Genomic DNA, 14,116 nt, shown 5'->3' on the forward strand with positions numbered 1-14,116 from the left:
CCATTCCCCTGTAGGAGCTGCCGAAGGCTGCGATCTTTTGATTTTGGTTTTTTAAAACAAGATCAAAAGATCGCAGCCTTCGGCAGCTCCTACAGGGGTTCCGGGTTTATCATGGCGCCCATGAACAACCCGCCTTCACGAGACCGCGCATGACTTTCGATTTTGATCAGGTATTCGACCGCCACCACACCGGCAGCACCAAGTGGAGCCGCTACCCGGCCGATGTCTTGCCGATGTGGGTCGCGGATATGGATTTCGCCGCGCCGCCGGTGATCATCGAGGCATTGCAACAACGCCTGTTGCACCCGCTGGTGGGCTACAGCGTGGCGCAGGACAATCTGCGTGAAGCCATCGTCGCCGACCTGTGGAACAAGTTCGCCTGGCAGGTCAAACCGCAGGAGCTGATCTTCCTGCCGGGCGTTGAATCCGGTTTCAACATGGCTTTGAAAGCGCTCGTGCAGCCGCAGCAGAACGTCGTGGTGCAGGTGCCAAACTACCCGCCGCTGCGGCATGCGCCGGGGCATTGGGGGCTGAACAAGGTCGAGCTGGAATTCGTCGCCCAGGCCGATGGCACTTACGCCACCCCGCTGGAGGCGTTGAGTCAGTCCCTGGCCAATGGCGGTGCGCTGCTCCTGAGCAACCCGCACAACCCGCTTGGCAAGGTGTTCAGCGCCCAAGAGCTGACGGATATCGCCGACATCTGCCTGGCCCATGACGCCTGGATCATCTCCGACGAGATCCACGCCGAGCTGTGCTTCGACGGCCGCGTGCACGTTCCGACCGCCTCCCTGAGCCCGGAAATCGCCAAACGCACCATCACCCTGATGTCGGCGAGCAAGGCCTACAACATTGCCGGCCTCAAGACCTCGTTCATGATCATCCAGGACGCCGCCCTGCGCGAGCGCGTCAACCACGCCCGTTGCGGCATGGTCGACAGCGTCAACCCGCTGGGCATGGAAGCCACCCGCGTCGCCTACAGCGAAGGTGCGCCGTGGCTGGCCGAACTGAAAACCTACCTGCAGGCCAATCGTGACTGGCTGGTGGCTGCGGTGCGCAGCCGCTTGTCGGGCGTGACCCTCAATGTGCCGCAAGGCACCTATCTGGCGTGGCTCGATTGCTCGGCGCTGGACCTGGACAATCCGCAGCAGTTCTTCCTCGAACAGGCCAAAGTCGGCCTCAGCGCCGGACTGGATTTCGGGGATCAGCACCAACAGTTCGTGCGCCTGAACTTCGGCTGCCCGCGGTCGCTTCTCGAAGAAGGCATCCGCCGCATGGAGCAAGCCCTGATCCAGCGCAATACCTGAAAACACCACCTCCCCTGTAGGAGCTGCCGCAGGCTGCGATCTTTTGATCTTGTTTTAAAAAACCAAAGTCAAAAGATCGCAGCCTGCGGCAGCTCCTACAGGGGGTTTGTGTTTGCTGTTGGTGTGCAGCGCAAATCCGATCGAACTCACGGCAAACCGTCCGGGTCAACCGCCCATACCCGCCCTGAGAACCTCGGAGATTTGTGATGACCGATTACCCGAAACCACCCTTCCCCAAACAAGCTCAAGCCGTGCCGGGCTCGCAAAGCAACATGCAGCCCTACCCCGATTGTGGCGAGCAGACCTACGTCGGTTCCGGACGGCTCGCCGGCAAGATTGCGCTGATCACCGGCGCCGACAGCGGCATCGGCCGTGCGGTGGCGATTGCCTTTGCCCGTGAAGGCGCCGATGTCGTCGTGGCCTATCTGAATGAACATGACGACGCCAAAGAGACCGCGCGCTGGGTCGAGCAGGCGGGCCGTCAGTGCCTGCTGCTGTCCGGCGACCTCGCGCACAAGGCCCATTGCCAGGCACTGGTGGACAAGACCGTTGAGCGCTTCGGGCGCATCGACATTCTGGTCAACAACGCGGCGTTCCAGATGACCCACGAAACCTTCGAAGAAATCCCCGATGACGAATGGGTGATGACCTTCGACGTCAACATCACCGCGATTTTCCGCCTGTGCCAGGCGGCGATCAAACACATGCGCCCCGGTGCCTCGATCATCAACACCAGCTCGATCAACTCGGACATGCCCAAACCCACCCTGCTCGCCTACGCCACCACCAAAGGCGCGATTGCCAACTTCACCGGCGGTCTGGCGCAGATACTCGGGCCGAAAGAAATCCGCGTGAACTGCGTGGCCCCGGGGCCGATCTGGACGCCGTTGATTGTCTCGACCATGCCCGATGAGGAAGTGCAGAACTTCGGCAGCGAAACCCCGCTCGGTCGCCCCGGACAACCGGTGGAAGTGGCGCCGATCTATGTGCTGCTAGCCTCGGATGAGGCCAGTTACATCACCGGGCAGCGATACGGCGTCACCGGCGGCAAGCCGATGTTGTAAGCCTCCATGAGCTTTGTCATCTGGGTCGCGGTGCTGGGCGCCGTGTTGTTGACCCTCGCGCTGACCTCGTCGTACCTGCGCTGGATGCCGGTCACCACCTCGGCCGTGTGCCTGTTGCTGGGGATCGGCATCGGCCCCAGCGGTCTGGACCTGCTGAAGCTGTCACTGGAAAACGCTTCCGTATGGATGGAGCACCTCACGGAAGTGGCGGTGCTGTTTTCGCTGTTTGTCTGCGGCCTCAAGCTGCGCCTGCCACTGCGCGATAAGCGTTGGCGGATTGCGTTTGGGTTGGCCGGCCCGGTGATGGTGCTGACCATCGCCGGGGTCAGTGTATTGCTGCATTGGGGTCTGCAACTGTCGTGGGGCCCGTCGCTGCTGATCGGGGCGATGCTGGCGCCGACCGATCCGGTGCTGGCAGCGTTGGTGCAGGTCAACGATGCGCGGGATGTCGACAGTGTGCGCTTTGGCCTGTCCGGTGAGGCCGGGCTCAATGACGGCATCGCGTTTCCGTTCGTGATGCTCGGTTTGCTGCTGTTGAAGGCCGACGCGCAACCCGGCGCACTGACCGATTGGCTGCTGCATGATTTGTTTTGGGCGGTGCCGGTCGGACTGCTGAGCGGTTACTGGATGGGTCGCGGTATCGGTCGGTTGACCCTGTCCCTGCGCATTCGTAACGACGACAGCACCCTGAGCCCGAATGATTATCTGGCGCTGTCGCTGATTGCCCTGGCTTACGTCGGCGCAGAGGCGATTGGCGGTTATGGTTTTCTGTCGGTATTCGCCGCCGGCCTCGGCTTGCGTCAGGAAGAAGTCAAATCCACCGGCGCCAGCCAGCCGCCCGCCGAGCATCTGGTGCAACCGGTGGTGGGCCATCAGAACATCGAACCGCAGAACGCAGTGCACGGCGATACCGAACGACTGGAAAGCAGTCAGGTCGCTGCCGGCATCATGATGGGCGACATGCTCTCGTTCGGCAGCCTGGTGGAACGGGCCATGGAAGTGTTTCTGGTAACGCTGCTCGGCGTGGTACTGGTGCCGCATTGGGACTGGCGGGCGTTAATCATTGGCGCGGTGCTGTTTTTCGTGGTGCGTCCGCTCTGCGTCGCGCTGATGCCATGGGGTAACTTGCTCGATGGTGGTCAGCGCCTGTTGATCGGCTGGTTCGGCATTCGCGGAATCGGCAGTCTGTTTTATCTGTTTTATGCCTTGAACCATGGTCTGAGTCCTTCAGTCGCGACGTTGTGCACCCACATCACCTTGTCGGTGGTGGCACTGAGCATTTTGCTGCATGGCATCAGCACTCAGCCGTTGCTGGCGCGCTATGAGCAACGGCAAAAACGAAAAAGCTGATTTTTCCGGTGGGATTATCTTGGGAAATCCATCGAAGTTTTTTCTGAAAATAAATGGATCCCTCTCCAGATTCCGACAGTCACAACCATAACCCCTCGCTGGATGCACTCGGCGGGGTCCGGCAGGTTCGGTTCCCCTGCGGCTTGCAGCCCATGAAGAGGAATCTTTGGATAACAAGGTCACGGTCATGAAAGAATGCTCGAATCCGGCACAAATCAAGGCTTGCAGGGCTTTGGCCCTGGAACGCAATCGTCAACTGTTCGAAGATGCCCACGCCCTCAACCGCGCCGCTTACGAGCTGCTGGAAGCGGACAATCTGGACCTTGAGCAGTTTGAGCACTATCGAGCACTGCGCCGCAAAGCCGATATGAAGTTCGAAGAAGCCATCGATCACTTGTGCGTGCTCAACGAGGACTTTCCGCCAATTCCGATGTCCCCGCATCACTCGCAGGCATTGCGTCGGCAGCTTGAAACCGTCGAATAAAGCGCACAAGAAAAAGCCCGGCTGCGAAGTCCGGGCTTTTTCTTTGGGCGGCGTTCAGCCCCCGGGGTTGGTCACCTGAATGAACACTGCATAGGCCCCGAGCAGGATCCAGAACGTGGCGAATATCCACGGCGTGCGCACCGAAAACAACAGCGATTTGCGATAGCCCTTATGGCTGGACTCCATCTCGCTGAACAGTGGCGACTCGTCGTAAGCCATGCCCATGATCGGTTCGCTGCGCAACAACTCGCTCTGTTTGTAATGCCAGTGGTCAATGATGTCGTACGCGGCTCGAATCCCCGGCCACGCATTGAGCGAGCTGAGCAGCCCGAGCAACGCCAGAAACGGCGGCACCACCAGCGTGAACAGTTTGCCCCACTCGGGGTTGAGGTTGGACATGCACGAAGCAAACGCAATCACCAGAAACGACTGCGCGGCCAGATAGGCATCGGTGCGGTTGGCCAGAATGCTGGTTTCGTACTGAATTTCCTTGCGATAGAAATCCAGCCGTTCCTTGGGTGAGCCGAACATCTTGGCATCGTGTTCGGTCAGGTGTTCTTCAGCGCTGGGCTGAGTCAGTATGCGAGGCAAGGGACGCACGCTCCGGGGCGGGGAAACCTGTTAGAAGGCCCCTGCCCCGGACAAGTTCAGGCGGATTCACTTCATCGACCGGGCGATGATTTCCATCAGGTTCAACTGGGTGAACGGCTTGGGCAGACGCGGCAATTGCGCGGCAAAACCCTCCAGACGTTCGGCGTAACCGGTCGCGAGGACGATCGGCAGATCCGGTTTGAGCAGACGCACTGCGTGCGCCAATTGCGCGCCGCTCATCTGCGGCATGGCCATGTCGGTGATCATCAGATCGATGACTTCGCCCTGCTCGAACAACGCCAGCGCCCTGGCACCGGAGGTCGCGCTGACCACACGATGGCCAAGGTCTTCGAGCAACAACGTGGTGCTGGTCAACACCAGCGAATCGTCGTCGACGACCAGCACGCTGAGGCGTGGCACGGTGATGGGGGCGCTGCCGGGCTGCACCCGTGGAGCCAGTGCGCCATCCACCGCGACCGGTAACCAGAGTTCGGCTGCCGTGCCTCGTCCCTTCTCGCTCTTGAGGATGAAACGGCCACCGAGCTGCTCAATGAATCCATGCACCATCGACAGCCCCAGCCCGGTGCCTTTGCCCAGGCCTTTGGTGGTAAAAAACGGATCCCGGGCCGAGGCCAGCGTGTGCTCGTCCATGCCTTCGCCGGTGTCGCGCAGACTCAGGCACACATAACGTCCCGCCGCCAGGGTCGAATCGCTCGGTTCAAGGACGACTTCCGCCCGGGCGCTGATCACCACGCTGCCGCCATCGGGCATGGCGTCGCGGGCATTGGTTGCCAGATTGAGCACCGCCAGTTCCAGTTGATTGGTATCGGCCAGTACCGGTTCCAGTCCCGCGGGCAGCGAGGTTTCGATACTGATCCCCGGCCCCAGCGAACTGCGCAACAGCCCGGTAATGCCTTGCACCAGTTGCACGATGTCGACCGGTTCGGTCTTGAGCTCCTGACGCCGGGCAAAGGCCAGCATGCGTTGGGTCAGTGAGACGCCACGCAGCGCACCTTGTGTGGCATTTTCCAGCAGGCGATTGATTTTCGGGTCGTCACCCACACGCTTGCGCACAATTTCCAGGTTGCCGAGGATCACGGTCAGCAGGTTGTTGAAGTCGTGGGCAATGCCGCCGCTGAGCTGACCGATGGCCTGCATCTTCTGCGCCTGGAGCAATGCCTCGCGGGTTTTCTCCAGCGCCTGCTGCGACTCATGGACCTCGGTCACGTCACGGGTAATTTTCGCGAAGCCGAGCAATGTCCCGGTCTCGCCACGAATGGCATCCACCACCACATGGGCGAAGAATCGGCTGCCGTCCTTGCGCACTCGCCAGCTTTTGTTTTCGAAACGCCCTTCCCGCGCCGCGATTTCCAGCGCCCGTTGCGGCTCGCCGCGCTCGCGGTCCTCAGCGGTGTAGAAGACCGAGAAATGCTCGCCGATGATTTCTTCCGGCCGATACCCCTTGATTCGCTGGGCGCCCTGATTCCAGTTGGATACCCGACCGTCGGGGCTGAGCATGTAAAGCGCGTAGTCCGTGACGCCCTGCACCAGCAGACGGAACTGCTGCTCGCTTTGCTTGAGGGTTTCTTCGGCCATTTTGCGGTCGGTCAGGTCGCGGGTGATCTTGGCGAAGCCCAGCAGCGTGCCGTCCGGATCGATGATCGGGTCGATCACCACATGGCACCAGAAATGCGTACCGTCCTTGCGAACGCGCCAGCCTTCGCCTTCGAATCGGCCCTCGCGGATTGCGGTGTCCAGCGCCCGTTGCGGCAAGCCCGCCGCGCGGTCCTGCTCGGTGTAGAAACGCGAGAAATGCTCGCCGATGATCTCTTGCTTCTCGTAGCCCTTGAAGCGTTTGGCCCCCGTGTTCCAGCTGGTGATGATGCCGTCCGGATCGATCATGTAAATCGCATAATCGACCACCGCATCGATCAGCAGACGGAAACGCATCTCCTCGATCGCGGCAGTTTTGCTCGGGTTGTCACTCATCAGGTTCACCGCTGGTTTTCATTAGCGCAAGTATGCGGCAATCCGGCGCCATGGGAAGGTGTAAACGCGCTTCAATTCACGGCGTGATCAGCGGATTGATCGAGGGCGCGTCTGTGCCGAGCGACCACCAGCGTGGCAACAGTTGCTGGATCCTGGGTTCGGCGAAGCGGTCATCGATCAGCATCACCACGCCGCGATCCTCACGCGTGCGGATCACCCGCCCGGCAGCCTGCACCACTTTCTGCACGCCCGGATACAGATAGGTGTAGTCGTAACCGGCACCGAAAATCGCCGCCATGCGCCGTTTCAACTGTTCGTTGACCGGGTTGAGCTGCGCCAGCCCCAGAGTCGCAATGAACGCGCCGATCAGCCGTGCCCCGGGCAGGTCGATGCCCTCGCCGAACGCACCGCCCAACACGGCGAAGCCGATACCCTGGCTGTCGGCGGTGAACTGATCGAGAAAGGCCTGCCGCTGCCCTTCGGCCATGCCCCGGGACTGCTGCCACAGATTGATCTGCGGATGGCGTTCGGCGAGCAGCGTCAGTACCTGTTGCAGGTAATCGAAGCTGCTGAAGAACGCCAGGTAATTGCCCGGGCGCTCGCTGAACTGGCGGGCGATCAGCTCGACGATCGGTTCCAGCGACGCCTGCCGATGATTGAAGCGCGTGGAAATGCGGCTGACGATCTGCACCTGCAGCTGTTCGGCGCTGAACGGCGATTCGACATCGATCCAGACCGTGTCGGCGGGCGTGCCGAGCAGATCGGCGTAATAGCGCCGCGGGCTAAGTGTCGCCGAGAACAGCACGCTGCTGCGCGCCGCTTTCAGGCGCGGGCCGAGGAACGCCGCCGGCACCACGTTGCGCAGGCACAGTTGCGACAGCGGTCGTTTACGCTCGAGGTCGCGCTTGCTGATGTCGAACAGGTAATGCTCGTCGAACAGCTCCGCGACCCGGCCAAACTGCAGCATGTCGAAATAGAAGGTTTGCAGCGCGCTGTCGAGCCCCTGCGGATGATCATTGAGGTAATCGCCAATGGCCGCGCTGCACAGGGACACGGCTTGCAGCAGTTTCTCCGGGGCTTTGTCATAGGCTTGATACGGCGCCAGCTGCGGCTGATGCAGCGCGTTCCACTCGCGGTTGACCCGTTGCAGGGATTTCTTCAAGGCTTCGGGGGCGGACTTGCGTACGCTGGCCAGCGCGGCCTGATCGAGACTGGCGCTGTACATCGAGCGCCCGCGTTCGACCAGGTTGTGCGCTTCATCGGCCAGCACCGCGACTTTCCACTGGTTGAGCTGAGCCAGACCGAACAGCAGCGCACTGAAATCGAAGTAATAGTTGTAGTCCGCTACCACCACGTCGGCCCAGCGCGCCATCTCCTGGCTCAGGTAATACGGGCAAACCGTGTGCTGACGGGCCACTTCGCGCATCGCCGCCTGATCGAGCAGATTGATCCGGCTGGCCGCTTGCCGGGCGGCGGGCAGGCGATCATAGAAGCCCTGGGCCAACGGGCAGGATTCGCCGTGACAGGCTTTGTCCGGGTGTTCGCAAGCCTTGTCCCGGGCGACCATCTCCAGCACCCGCAGCGGCAAATGTTGCGCTTGATCGAATAACACCTGACTGGCATCCAGCGCCAGTTTGCGCCCCGGGGTCTTCGCGGTCAGAAAAAACACCTTGTCCAGTTGCTGCGGCGCCAGCGCCTTGAGCAGAGGGAACAACGTGCCGAGGGTTTTGCCGATCCCGGTGGGTGCCTGGGCCATCAGACAACGGCCGGTGCTGACCGCCTTGAACACCGATTCGGCCAGATGCCGTTGGCCGGGGCGAAAGTCGGCATGGGGAAAGGCCAATTGCTGTGCGGCCAGATTGCGCGCCTCGCGATGGGCCATTTCCTGCTCGGCCCAGTTCAGGAACAACCGGCATTGTTGTTCGAAAAACGCCTGCAAGACCGGCGCACTGAAGGCCTCGACCAGACAGGTTTCCTTTTCGCTGACGATGTCGAAATACACCAGCGCCAGATTGATCTGCGCAAGCTCCAGCTTGCGGCACATCAGCCAGCCGTAGATTTTCGCCTGCGCCCAATGCAACTGGCGATGGTTGGCCGGTTGCTTGCTGAGGTCGCCGCGATAGGTTTTGACTTCTTCCAGGCAGTTCTGCGCCGGGTCGTAGCCGTCCGCCCTGCCCCTGACTTTCAATTGCAGAAACTCGCCTTCCAGCGCCACCTCGCTTTGGTATTTATCGCTGCGCCGTGAAGCCACGGTACGGTGCCCGAGCATGCCTTCGAGCGCTGTCGGCGAAGGGGTAAAACGCAGGTCGAGGTCGCCGGTCTTGGCGGTGAACTCGCACAGGGCGCGGACGGCAATGCTGTAGCTCAAGCGCTCTGCTCCGCCCATTGCACGTAGCACACGGCGACCGGCATCTGGTGTTGGTGGCAGAATTCCAGCCAGCGCAGCTGGTTGTCCTGCAGGCGGTCACCCGGGCCTTTGACTTCGATCATCCGGTAGGTCTTGTGCTGCGGCCAGAACTGGATCAGGTCGGGCATACCGGCGCGGTTGGCCTTGATGTCGAGCAGCAGGCGATTGAACCAGTGCTTGAGGTGCTGGGCAGGCAAGCACGCCAGCGCCTGCTCCAGCAGTTGCTCATTCAACGCGCCCCAGAACACGAACGGCGACTGCACGCCCCATTTGGCGACGAAGCGCTCACGAATGGTTGCGGCGTAACGGCCGTCGTCGAGCTGGTCGAGGCAGGCCTGGAACAGTTCGGCACGGCGTTGCTGAAAATCTTCATTGAGCAGATCCACCGGCCCGCGCTGGAACGGATGAAAGAACGCCCCCGGCAACGGTGCGAAAATCGCCGGCCAGCACAGCAGGCCGAACAGCGAGTTGATCAGGCTGTTCTCGACGTAATGCACCGGGCCGCTGTCTTCGTGCAGATGCGCTTGCACATGGAACTCCACTGACAATCCCGGATCAGTGCGCGGCAGTTGCAGATCGAGGCGCTCGACCGGGCGTGGCGCTGCCCGCTTGAGCGGCGGCCCGCCGAGTTTGCGCCGCAGCCGTGGCAACATCCGTTGCAGGCTCTGTTGTTCGGCGGCGCTTTCCGGCGTCTGTTCGGCAAGCGTCGCGAGCTCCAGCGCCCGTGCGTATTCGCCGCAGCGCTCCAGCACGCGGATCATTCGCTGACGGGCGCCGGGGTAGGCACAATCGCGGTAAATGCTCAGCGCCAGGGCGAACTCAGTGATGCGTTCGCAATACTGGCCGATCTGGAACAACACCTTGCCGCGTCGCCGTTGCAGCCACGGGTTGTCGAATTGCAGTGCGCTGACCTGCTCGACAATGGCTTCCAACGGCTCACCCGCTTCAAAGCGTTGCTGGCACTGATGCAGGAACAGGCAGGCGTCCACGTCTTCGCGGCTGCGCAGGCCACGGGAGTCGGCGCAGAATTCGACTTTTTCGTAGGTAAAGATGCCGAGGTCAGCGAGGACGAATTCCGACCAGTCCTGGTACAGGTTGCCGAAGAACATCAGACGCAGACGGTCGCACAGGTCCATGATGGTCAGGCTGAGCAAGCGGTCGCCGAGCGTCGGTGCCCAATCGGAGAGGCTGCGCGACTCGCTGAATTGCCCGGCCAGCACCGGCAGCCAGTCGTCCTTGCGCCCCTTGGGCTGTTCGATGAACTGGCCGAACGCCTGCAGCAGTTCAGCCTTGAGCAACACGTCGAACACCTCGGCCACGCTCAACAGAGCCTGATCGTCGAGCCAGCCGTGACTCAACAATGGCTGCGCAGCGTCGCTGATGTCGCCGATTTCCGGGTAATTGAGTTTGCCGAGGCGAAAATGCACGCCCTTGCGCATGACCATGCGCACCAGCAGCCCCTGCGAAGCGCGCGGCAAGATCTTGAAGTCGCGGATGAAGCCATGCTCGGATTCGCTCATCACATCGGCATAGCGAAGCTCAAGCCAATCAAGCACTTGCCGGAAGTTGTTGAGGTAATAGAACGGATCGTCGAGTGGGTTGGCAGTCACGGGAATTCAGGGCCATGGCGAGCGAGTACTGGTTATGCGTACAGATACCAGCTCTGCCCGGTCGCGTGCAAACGGAAAAAGATCAATGGCAGCGGCAATCGGGATTTTTTCAGGGTGCCATCGAACTTTTCCCGGTTCGATGGCACCAACCGCGTTAGAGACCGGATACGGTCAATTCATATGGAATGAGGTATTTGAGGTGGGTATGAATATCAAGACTCTGGGTCTTCCCCTGGCGGTAGCAGCCTTTCTGGCATTGGCCGGCTGCTCGACACCGACCGTGGTGACCTTGCAGAACGGCACCCAGTATTTGACCAAGGACATGCCGAAAACCAAGAACAAGGACGGATTCTATGAGTTCGAGGACATTTCCGGGACTAAGGTGAAGGTCCGCTCCGATGAAGTGGCGACCGTACGCAAGGAAGACTGACACCCCGCTTTACCTGTAGGAGCTGCCGCAGGCTGCGATCTTTTGATTTTAAAAACAAGATCAAAAGATCGCAGCCTGCGGCAGCTCCTACAGGGAGAGCGGGATCTGTGTGGGTTATTCGGAAGCAGGCAAGCCCACAAGGCTGTGATCACAGCTGAAATACTGTTCACCCCGGCGCGCCAGCTCGGCTTGCAGACGTCGGCAGCGCTCCAGATCCTGCTGGGTCATGCGGTCAATGCTCAGATTGCCAGTGGCCTGCTGTTGTTTGCCGTCACCCAGGCGAATGGTCACGAACGGCTGTTCGGGCTGGATCTGAAACAGGCTTTTCTCTTCGACCGGTTCGATTGCTTCCGTCTTCGCCGGTTTCGGCAGTTGATCGCTGCTGATGCCGTAACGGCTCAGAATCGAGGTTGGCGGCAGATCGGCCCAGGCATTGGCCGATAACAGCGCCAGTCCGACAAGTCCGACATACCCCTTGACCCTTCTCACGTGTGCATCTCCTGTACTCAATGGCGGCTGGCTATAGAACGTGTGGGCACGTGCTGGCTTTAGGCCGCTTTTGCTGTTTGCACAGCTTTTGAGTCAGGGTGTGGCTATCGAGTCACTTTTGATACCGAGTAATCCTTCAATCGCGGGCAAGCCCGCTCCCACAGGTTATAGGCCGTTCACAAAGCTTGTGTACGCCGCAAAACCCTGTGGGAGCGGGCTTGCCCGCGATGGCGTCCTTACAGACGCCGCTTCAACCTCAGGCGATCACAATTCCATCGGCACTGAGGCTATTCAGCGCCACTCCAACCAGCGTCACCGAATCCCCGCCAAACTTCAGTACCGTGTCCTGCCCCACCGTCGAGGCATGTGCGCGGAAGTCATCATTGGGCAACACACCCTGTACGCCAAGGAACACCAGTTTGTCGTTGGCCGTAAAACCCACCACCCGATCCTGGCCGAACGCGCCGTTGAACAGGAACGTATCCGCCCCGCCCCCGGACTCCATCAGGTCATTGCCGGCGCCACCGACAAACACGTCGTTACCCGTGCCACCAATCAAGTGGTCGTTGCCGTCCAGGCCGAACAGCCAGTCACCGCCGGCATGCGCCTTGAGCGTATCGGCGCCACTGGTGCCTTTGACGCTGGACTCATACTGCGTGACGTTGTTGCCGACCTTCAAACCGCTGGCCGTGACGCTGTGGGTTACATCGTCCTTGAACAGCCCCCAGAGGAAGCCCGGCTCCTTGGTGACGATGCTGCCGATGTCACGGGTGATGCTGATCCCGCCGTTGGCGTCGCGGATGTACAGGTTGCCGGCGCCGTCGTTGGCAAAGTCGAACTTGCTCACCGACTGCTGCAAATCGAGGGTGTTGTTGCCGGCGCCACCGAGAATCACGTTGTAACCGCCAGCATCACGGAAAGTGTCGTTGCCGGCGCGCCCATCGAGGTAGTCATTGCCGCTGCCGCCCTGGATCAGGTCGTTGCTGTCGCTGCCGATGATGAACGTGCTGCCCTTGTGGGTTTCGGCGTTGCGGTTCAGATCCTGTACCCAAGTGTTGGCCCGCGCCGGATCCGACAGGTTGGCGACGATGATCGTCGAGTCCTTGCTGGTCAGGTCATAAAACTTCGACTCGATGATCCGGTTCATGCCGTCGCCGTAAGCGGTCGGCAGGTGCGAGATCCAGGTCGGGATGTTGAGGATGGAGAACGGCAGCAGATTCCACGCGGTCGAGGCGTAGTGATCGTTGAAGCTGACGATGTTGTCGGTGGCCGATTCCTTGGGCGCGTCGTGCACGCCGACCGAGGCGCCGGTGAAGGTCGAGCCGTCGAGGGCGCGGAACACCGGATCGTTCTCGTAACCGACATTGAGCACCTTGTCGGTGCCGCTCTGGGTCGGTGAGGCGTAGGCGATGTAGTTGGAATCGGCGAAGAATCCGCCCCACTTGCCGCCGCTGAGGTCGGCCATGCTGTTGACCGCCAGTCCGCCGAGGCTGTGGCCGCTGACCAGCACGTCCTTGCCGCTGAGGCCATTGGCCTTGGCGAACGCCACCACGTCATTCAGTAGATTGCCGAACGCTTCGCCGACGTAATTCTTGGCGTAGTCCTTCGGGCCGAAAGCTGCCAGCAGGTCGTTGATCACGTCGCCGATGGAGTCAAGGATCAGGTTTTCCCGCGGGCCGCTGGTGCCGCGAAAAGCGATGCCGATTTCCGTGAGATGGCCCTGAGCGTCGTACTTGCCGAGAATTTCCACCTGAGCGGTGGTGTAACCGGCCTTCTCGCCGAAGAAGGTTCCGCGGGCGTCGGTCTTGCCGTCGTAGCCCAGTTGCGAGGCGGTGATCGGTGTCCAGCCAGCCTTTTTCACCGCGTCGAGGGCGAGTTTTTCCGAGTCGGGGTTCCACGGAATGCCGGGGATCACCCCTTGCGAATCGGTGCCACCGAGCAGCGCGGTCACCAACGTGGCGGGCAGGCCGAGGCCGAAACCGTTGTGCTGATAACCGGCGGCAAAGCCGTTATCGAGGTTGTGATAGGAATACAGCGTGATCGCCATGGCATCGCTGAACAATGCCTTGGAATCCGCTGTGCCGAAGTTCTTGTAGTCATACACACCCATTGCTATTGCCTCTCTTTTGTTGGAATTGTCAGAGATAGCTCACAGCCAGGGCGCCCCTCACGGGCACGCCCCGGAGCATTTCAGTACTACTTGCATAAAGGTTTCGATCTTTTGATCTTGAAAATCAAAAACAAAAGATCGCAGCCTGCGACAGCTCCTACATCCATAAATCCGTGTAGGAGCTGTCGAGTGAAACGAGGCTGCGATCTTTTGATCTTGAAATTCAAAATCAAAGATCGCAGCCTGCGGCAGCTCCTACATCCATAAATCCGTGTAGGAGCTGTCGAG

The 14,116-nt window shown here is 60.7% G+C and carries 11 protein-coding genes; 5 read left to right on the forward strand and 6 right to left on the reverse strand.

What is annotated here, in order from left to right:
* Positions 1-149: 149 nt before the first annotated feature.
* From ACYZUM_RS11060 to ACYZUM_RS11075, 4 genes are all read left to right on the forward strand, one after another.
* On the forward strand, positions 150-1,304 hold the full coding sequence (locus ACYZUM_RS11060) for a MalY/PatB family protein (protein WP_108182758.1): 1,155 nt from the start codon (positions 150-152) through the stop codon (positions 1,302-1,304).
* A gap of 206 nt (positions 1,305-1,510) precedes the next feature.
* A complete protein-coding gene (locus tag ACYZUM_RS11065) occupies positions 1,511-2,368 on the forward strand; it encodes a glucose 1-dehydrogenase (protein WP_041064133.1) in 858 nt (285 codons plus the stop codon).
* 6 nt (positions 2,369-2,374) lie between these two features.
* Positions 2,375-3,718 (forward strand): cation:proton antiporter, encoded by a 1,344-nt coding sequence (locus tag ACYZUM_RS11070; protein ID WP_108182759.1) that lies wholly within the window; start codon positions 2,375-2,377, stop codon positions 3,716-3,718.
* Positions 3,719-3,905: 187 nt separating this feature from the next.
* Complete coding sequence (locus ACYZUM_RS11075; RefSeq protein ID WP_041064652.1) at positions 3,906-4,202, forward strand: hypothetical protein; 297 nt, start codon at positions 3,906-3,908, stop codon at positions 4,200-4,202.
* 54 nt (positions 4,203-4,256) lie between these two features.
* Here ACYZUM_RS11075 and ACYZUM_RS11080 read toward each other — a convergent pair whose 3' ends face one another.
* From ACYZUM_RS11080 to ACYZUM_RS11095, 4 genes are all read right to left on the reverse strand, one after another.
* Entirely contained in the window at positions 4,257-4,793 is a 537-nt protein-coding gene (locus ACYZUM_RS11080; protein WP_041064140.1) for a hypothetical protein, read from the reverse strand.
* 66 nt (positions 4,794-4,859) lie between these two features.
* Positions 4,860-6,782: a hybrid sensor histidine kinase/response regulator gene (locus ACYZUM_RS11085; protein WP_108184396.1), complete on the reverse strand. Its 1,923-nt coding sequence runs from the start codon at positions 6,780-6,782 to the stop codon at positions 4,860-4,862.
* A gap of 76 nt (positions 6,783-6,858) precedes the next feature.
* Positions 6,859-9,150 (reverse strand): ATP-dependent DNA helicase, encoded by a 2,292-nt coding sequence (locus tag ACYZUM_RS11090; RefSeq protein WP_108182760.1) that lies wholly within the window; start codon positions 9,148-9,150, stop codon positions 6,859-6,861.
* Positions 9,147-10,799: a VRR-NUC domain-containing protein gene (locus ACYZUM_RS11095; RefSeq protein ID WP_108182761.1), complete on the reverse strand. Its 1,653-nt coding sequence runs from the start codon at positions 10,797-10,799 to the stop codon at positions 9,147-9,149. Before ACYZUM_RS11095 ends, ACYZUM_RS11090 begins: the two co-directional genes overlap by 4 nt.
* A 205-nt stretch (positions 10,800-11,004) precedes the next feature.
* On the opposite strand from ACYZUM_RS11095, the gene ACYZUM_RS11100 reads away from it, so the two are divergent.
* Positions 11,005-11,229 (forward strand): YgdI/YgdR family lipoprotein, encoded by a 225-nt coding sequence (locus ACYZUM_RS11100; protein ID WP_047294538.1) that lies wholly within the window; start codon positions 11,005-11,007, stop codon positions 11,227-11,229.
* A 114-nt stretch (positions 11,230-11,343) separates the two neighbouring features.
* On the opposite strand, the gene ACYZUM_RS11105 is transcribed toward ACYZUM_RS11100, so the two are convergent.
* Together ACYZUM_RS11105 and ACYZUM_RS11110 are read right to left on the reverse strand one after the other, a co-directional pair.
* On the reverse strand, positions 11,344-11,718 hold the full coding sequence (locus ACYZUM_RS11105) for a hypothetical protein (protein ID WP_108182762.1): 375 nt from the start codon (positions 11,716-11,718) through the stop codon (positions 11,344-11,346).
* A 256-nt stretch (positions 11,719-11,974) separates the two neighbouring features.
* Positions 11,975-13,828, reverse strand: a complete 1,854-nt coding sequence (locus ACYZUM_RS11110) for a polyurethane esterase (RefSeq protein WP_142580021.1) — start codon at positions 13,826-13,828, stop codon at positions 11,975-11,977.
* Positions 13,829-14,116: the final 288 nt, after the last annotated feature.

It is taken from the genome of Pseudomonas sp. m6p (assembly GCF_055760375.1).

Coding starts and splice junctions, on each gene's coding strand:
- ACYZUM_RS11060 (WP_108182758.1), top strand. CDS start 150: ATGACTTTCGATTTTGATCAGGTATTCGACCGCCACCACACCGGCAGC.
- ACYZUM_RS11065 (WP_041064133.1), top strand. CDS start 1,511: ATGACCGATTACCCGAAACCACCCTTCCCCAAACAAGCTCAAGCCGTG.
- ACYZUM_RS11070 (WP_108182759.1), top strand. CDS start 2,375: ATGAGCTTTGTCATCTGGGTCGCGGTGCTGGGCGCCGTGTTGTTGACC.
- ACYZUM_RS11075 (WP_041064652.1), top strand. CDS start 3,906: ATGAAAGAATGCTCGAATCCGGCACAAATCAAGGCTTGCAGGGCTTTG.
- ACYZUM_RS11085 (WP_108184396.1), bottom strand. CDS start 6,782: ATGAGTGACAACCCGAGCAAAACTGCCGCGATCGAGGAGATGCGTTTC.
- ACYZUM_RS11100 (WP_047294538.1), top strand. CDS start 11,005: ATGAATATCAAGACTCTGGGTCTTCCCCTGGCGGTAGCAGCCTTTCTG.
- ACYZUM_RS11110 (WP_142580021.1), bottom strand. CDS start 13,828: ATGGGTGTGTATGACTACAAGAACTTCGGCACAGCGGATTCCAAGGCA.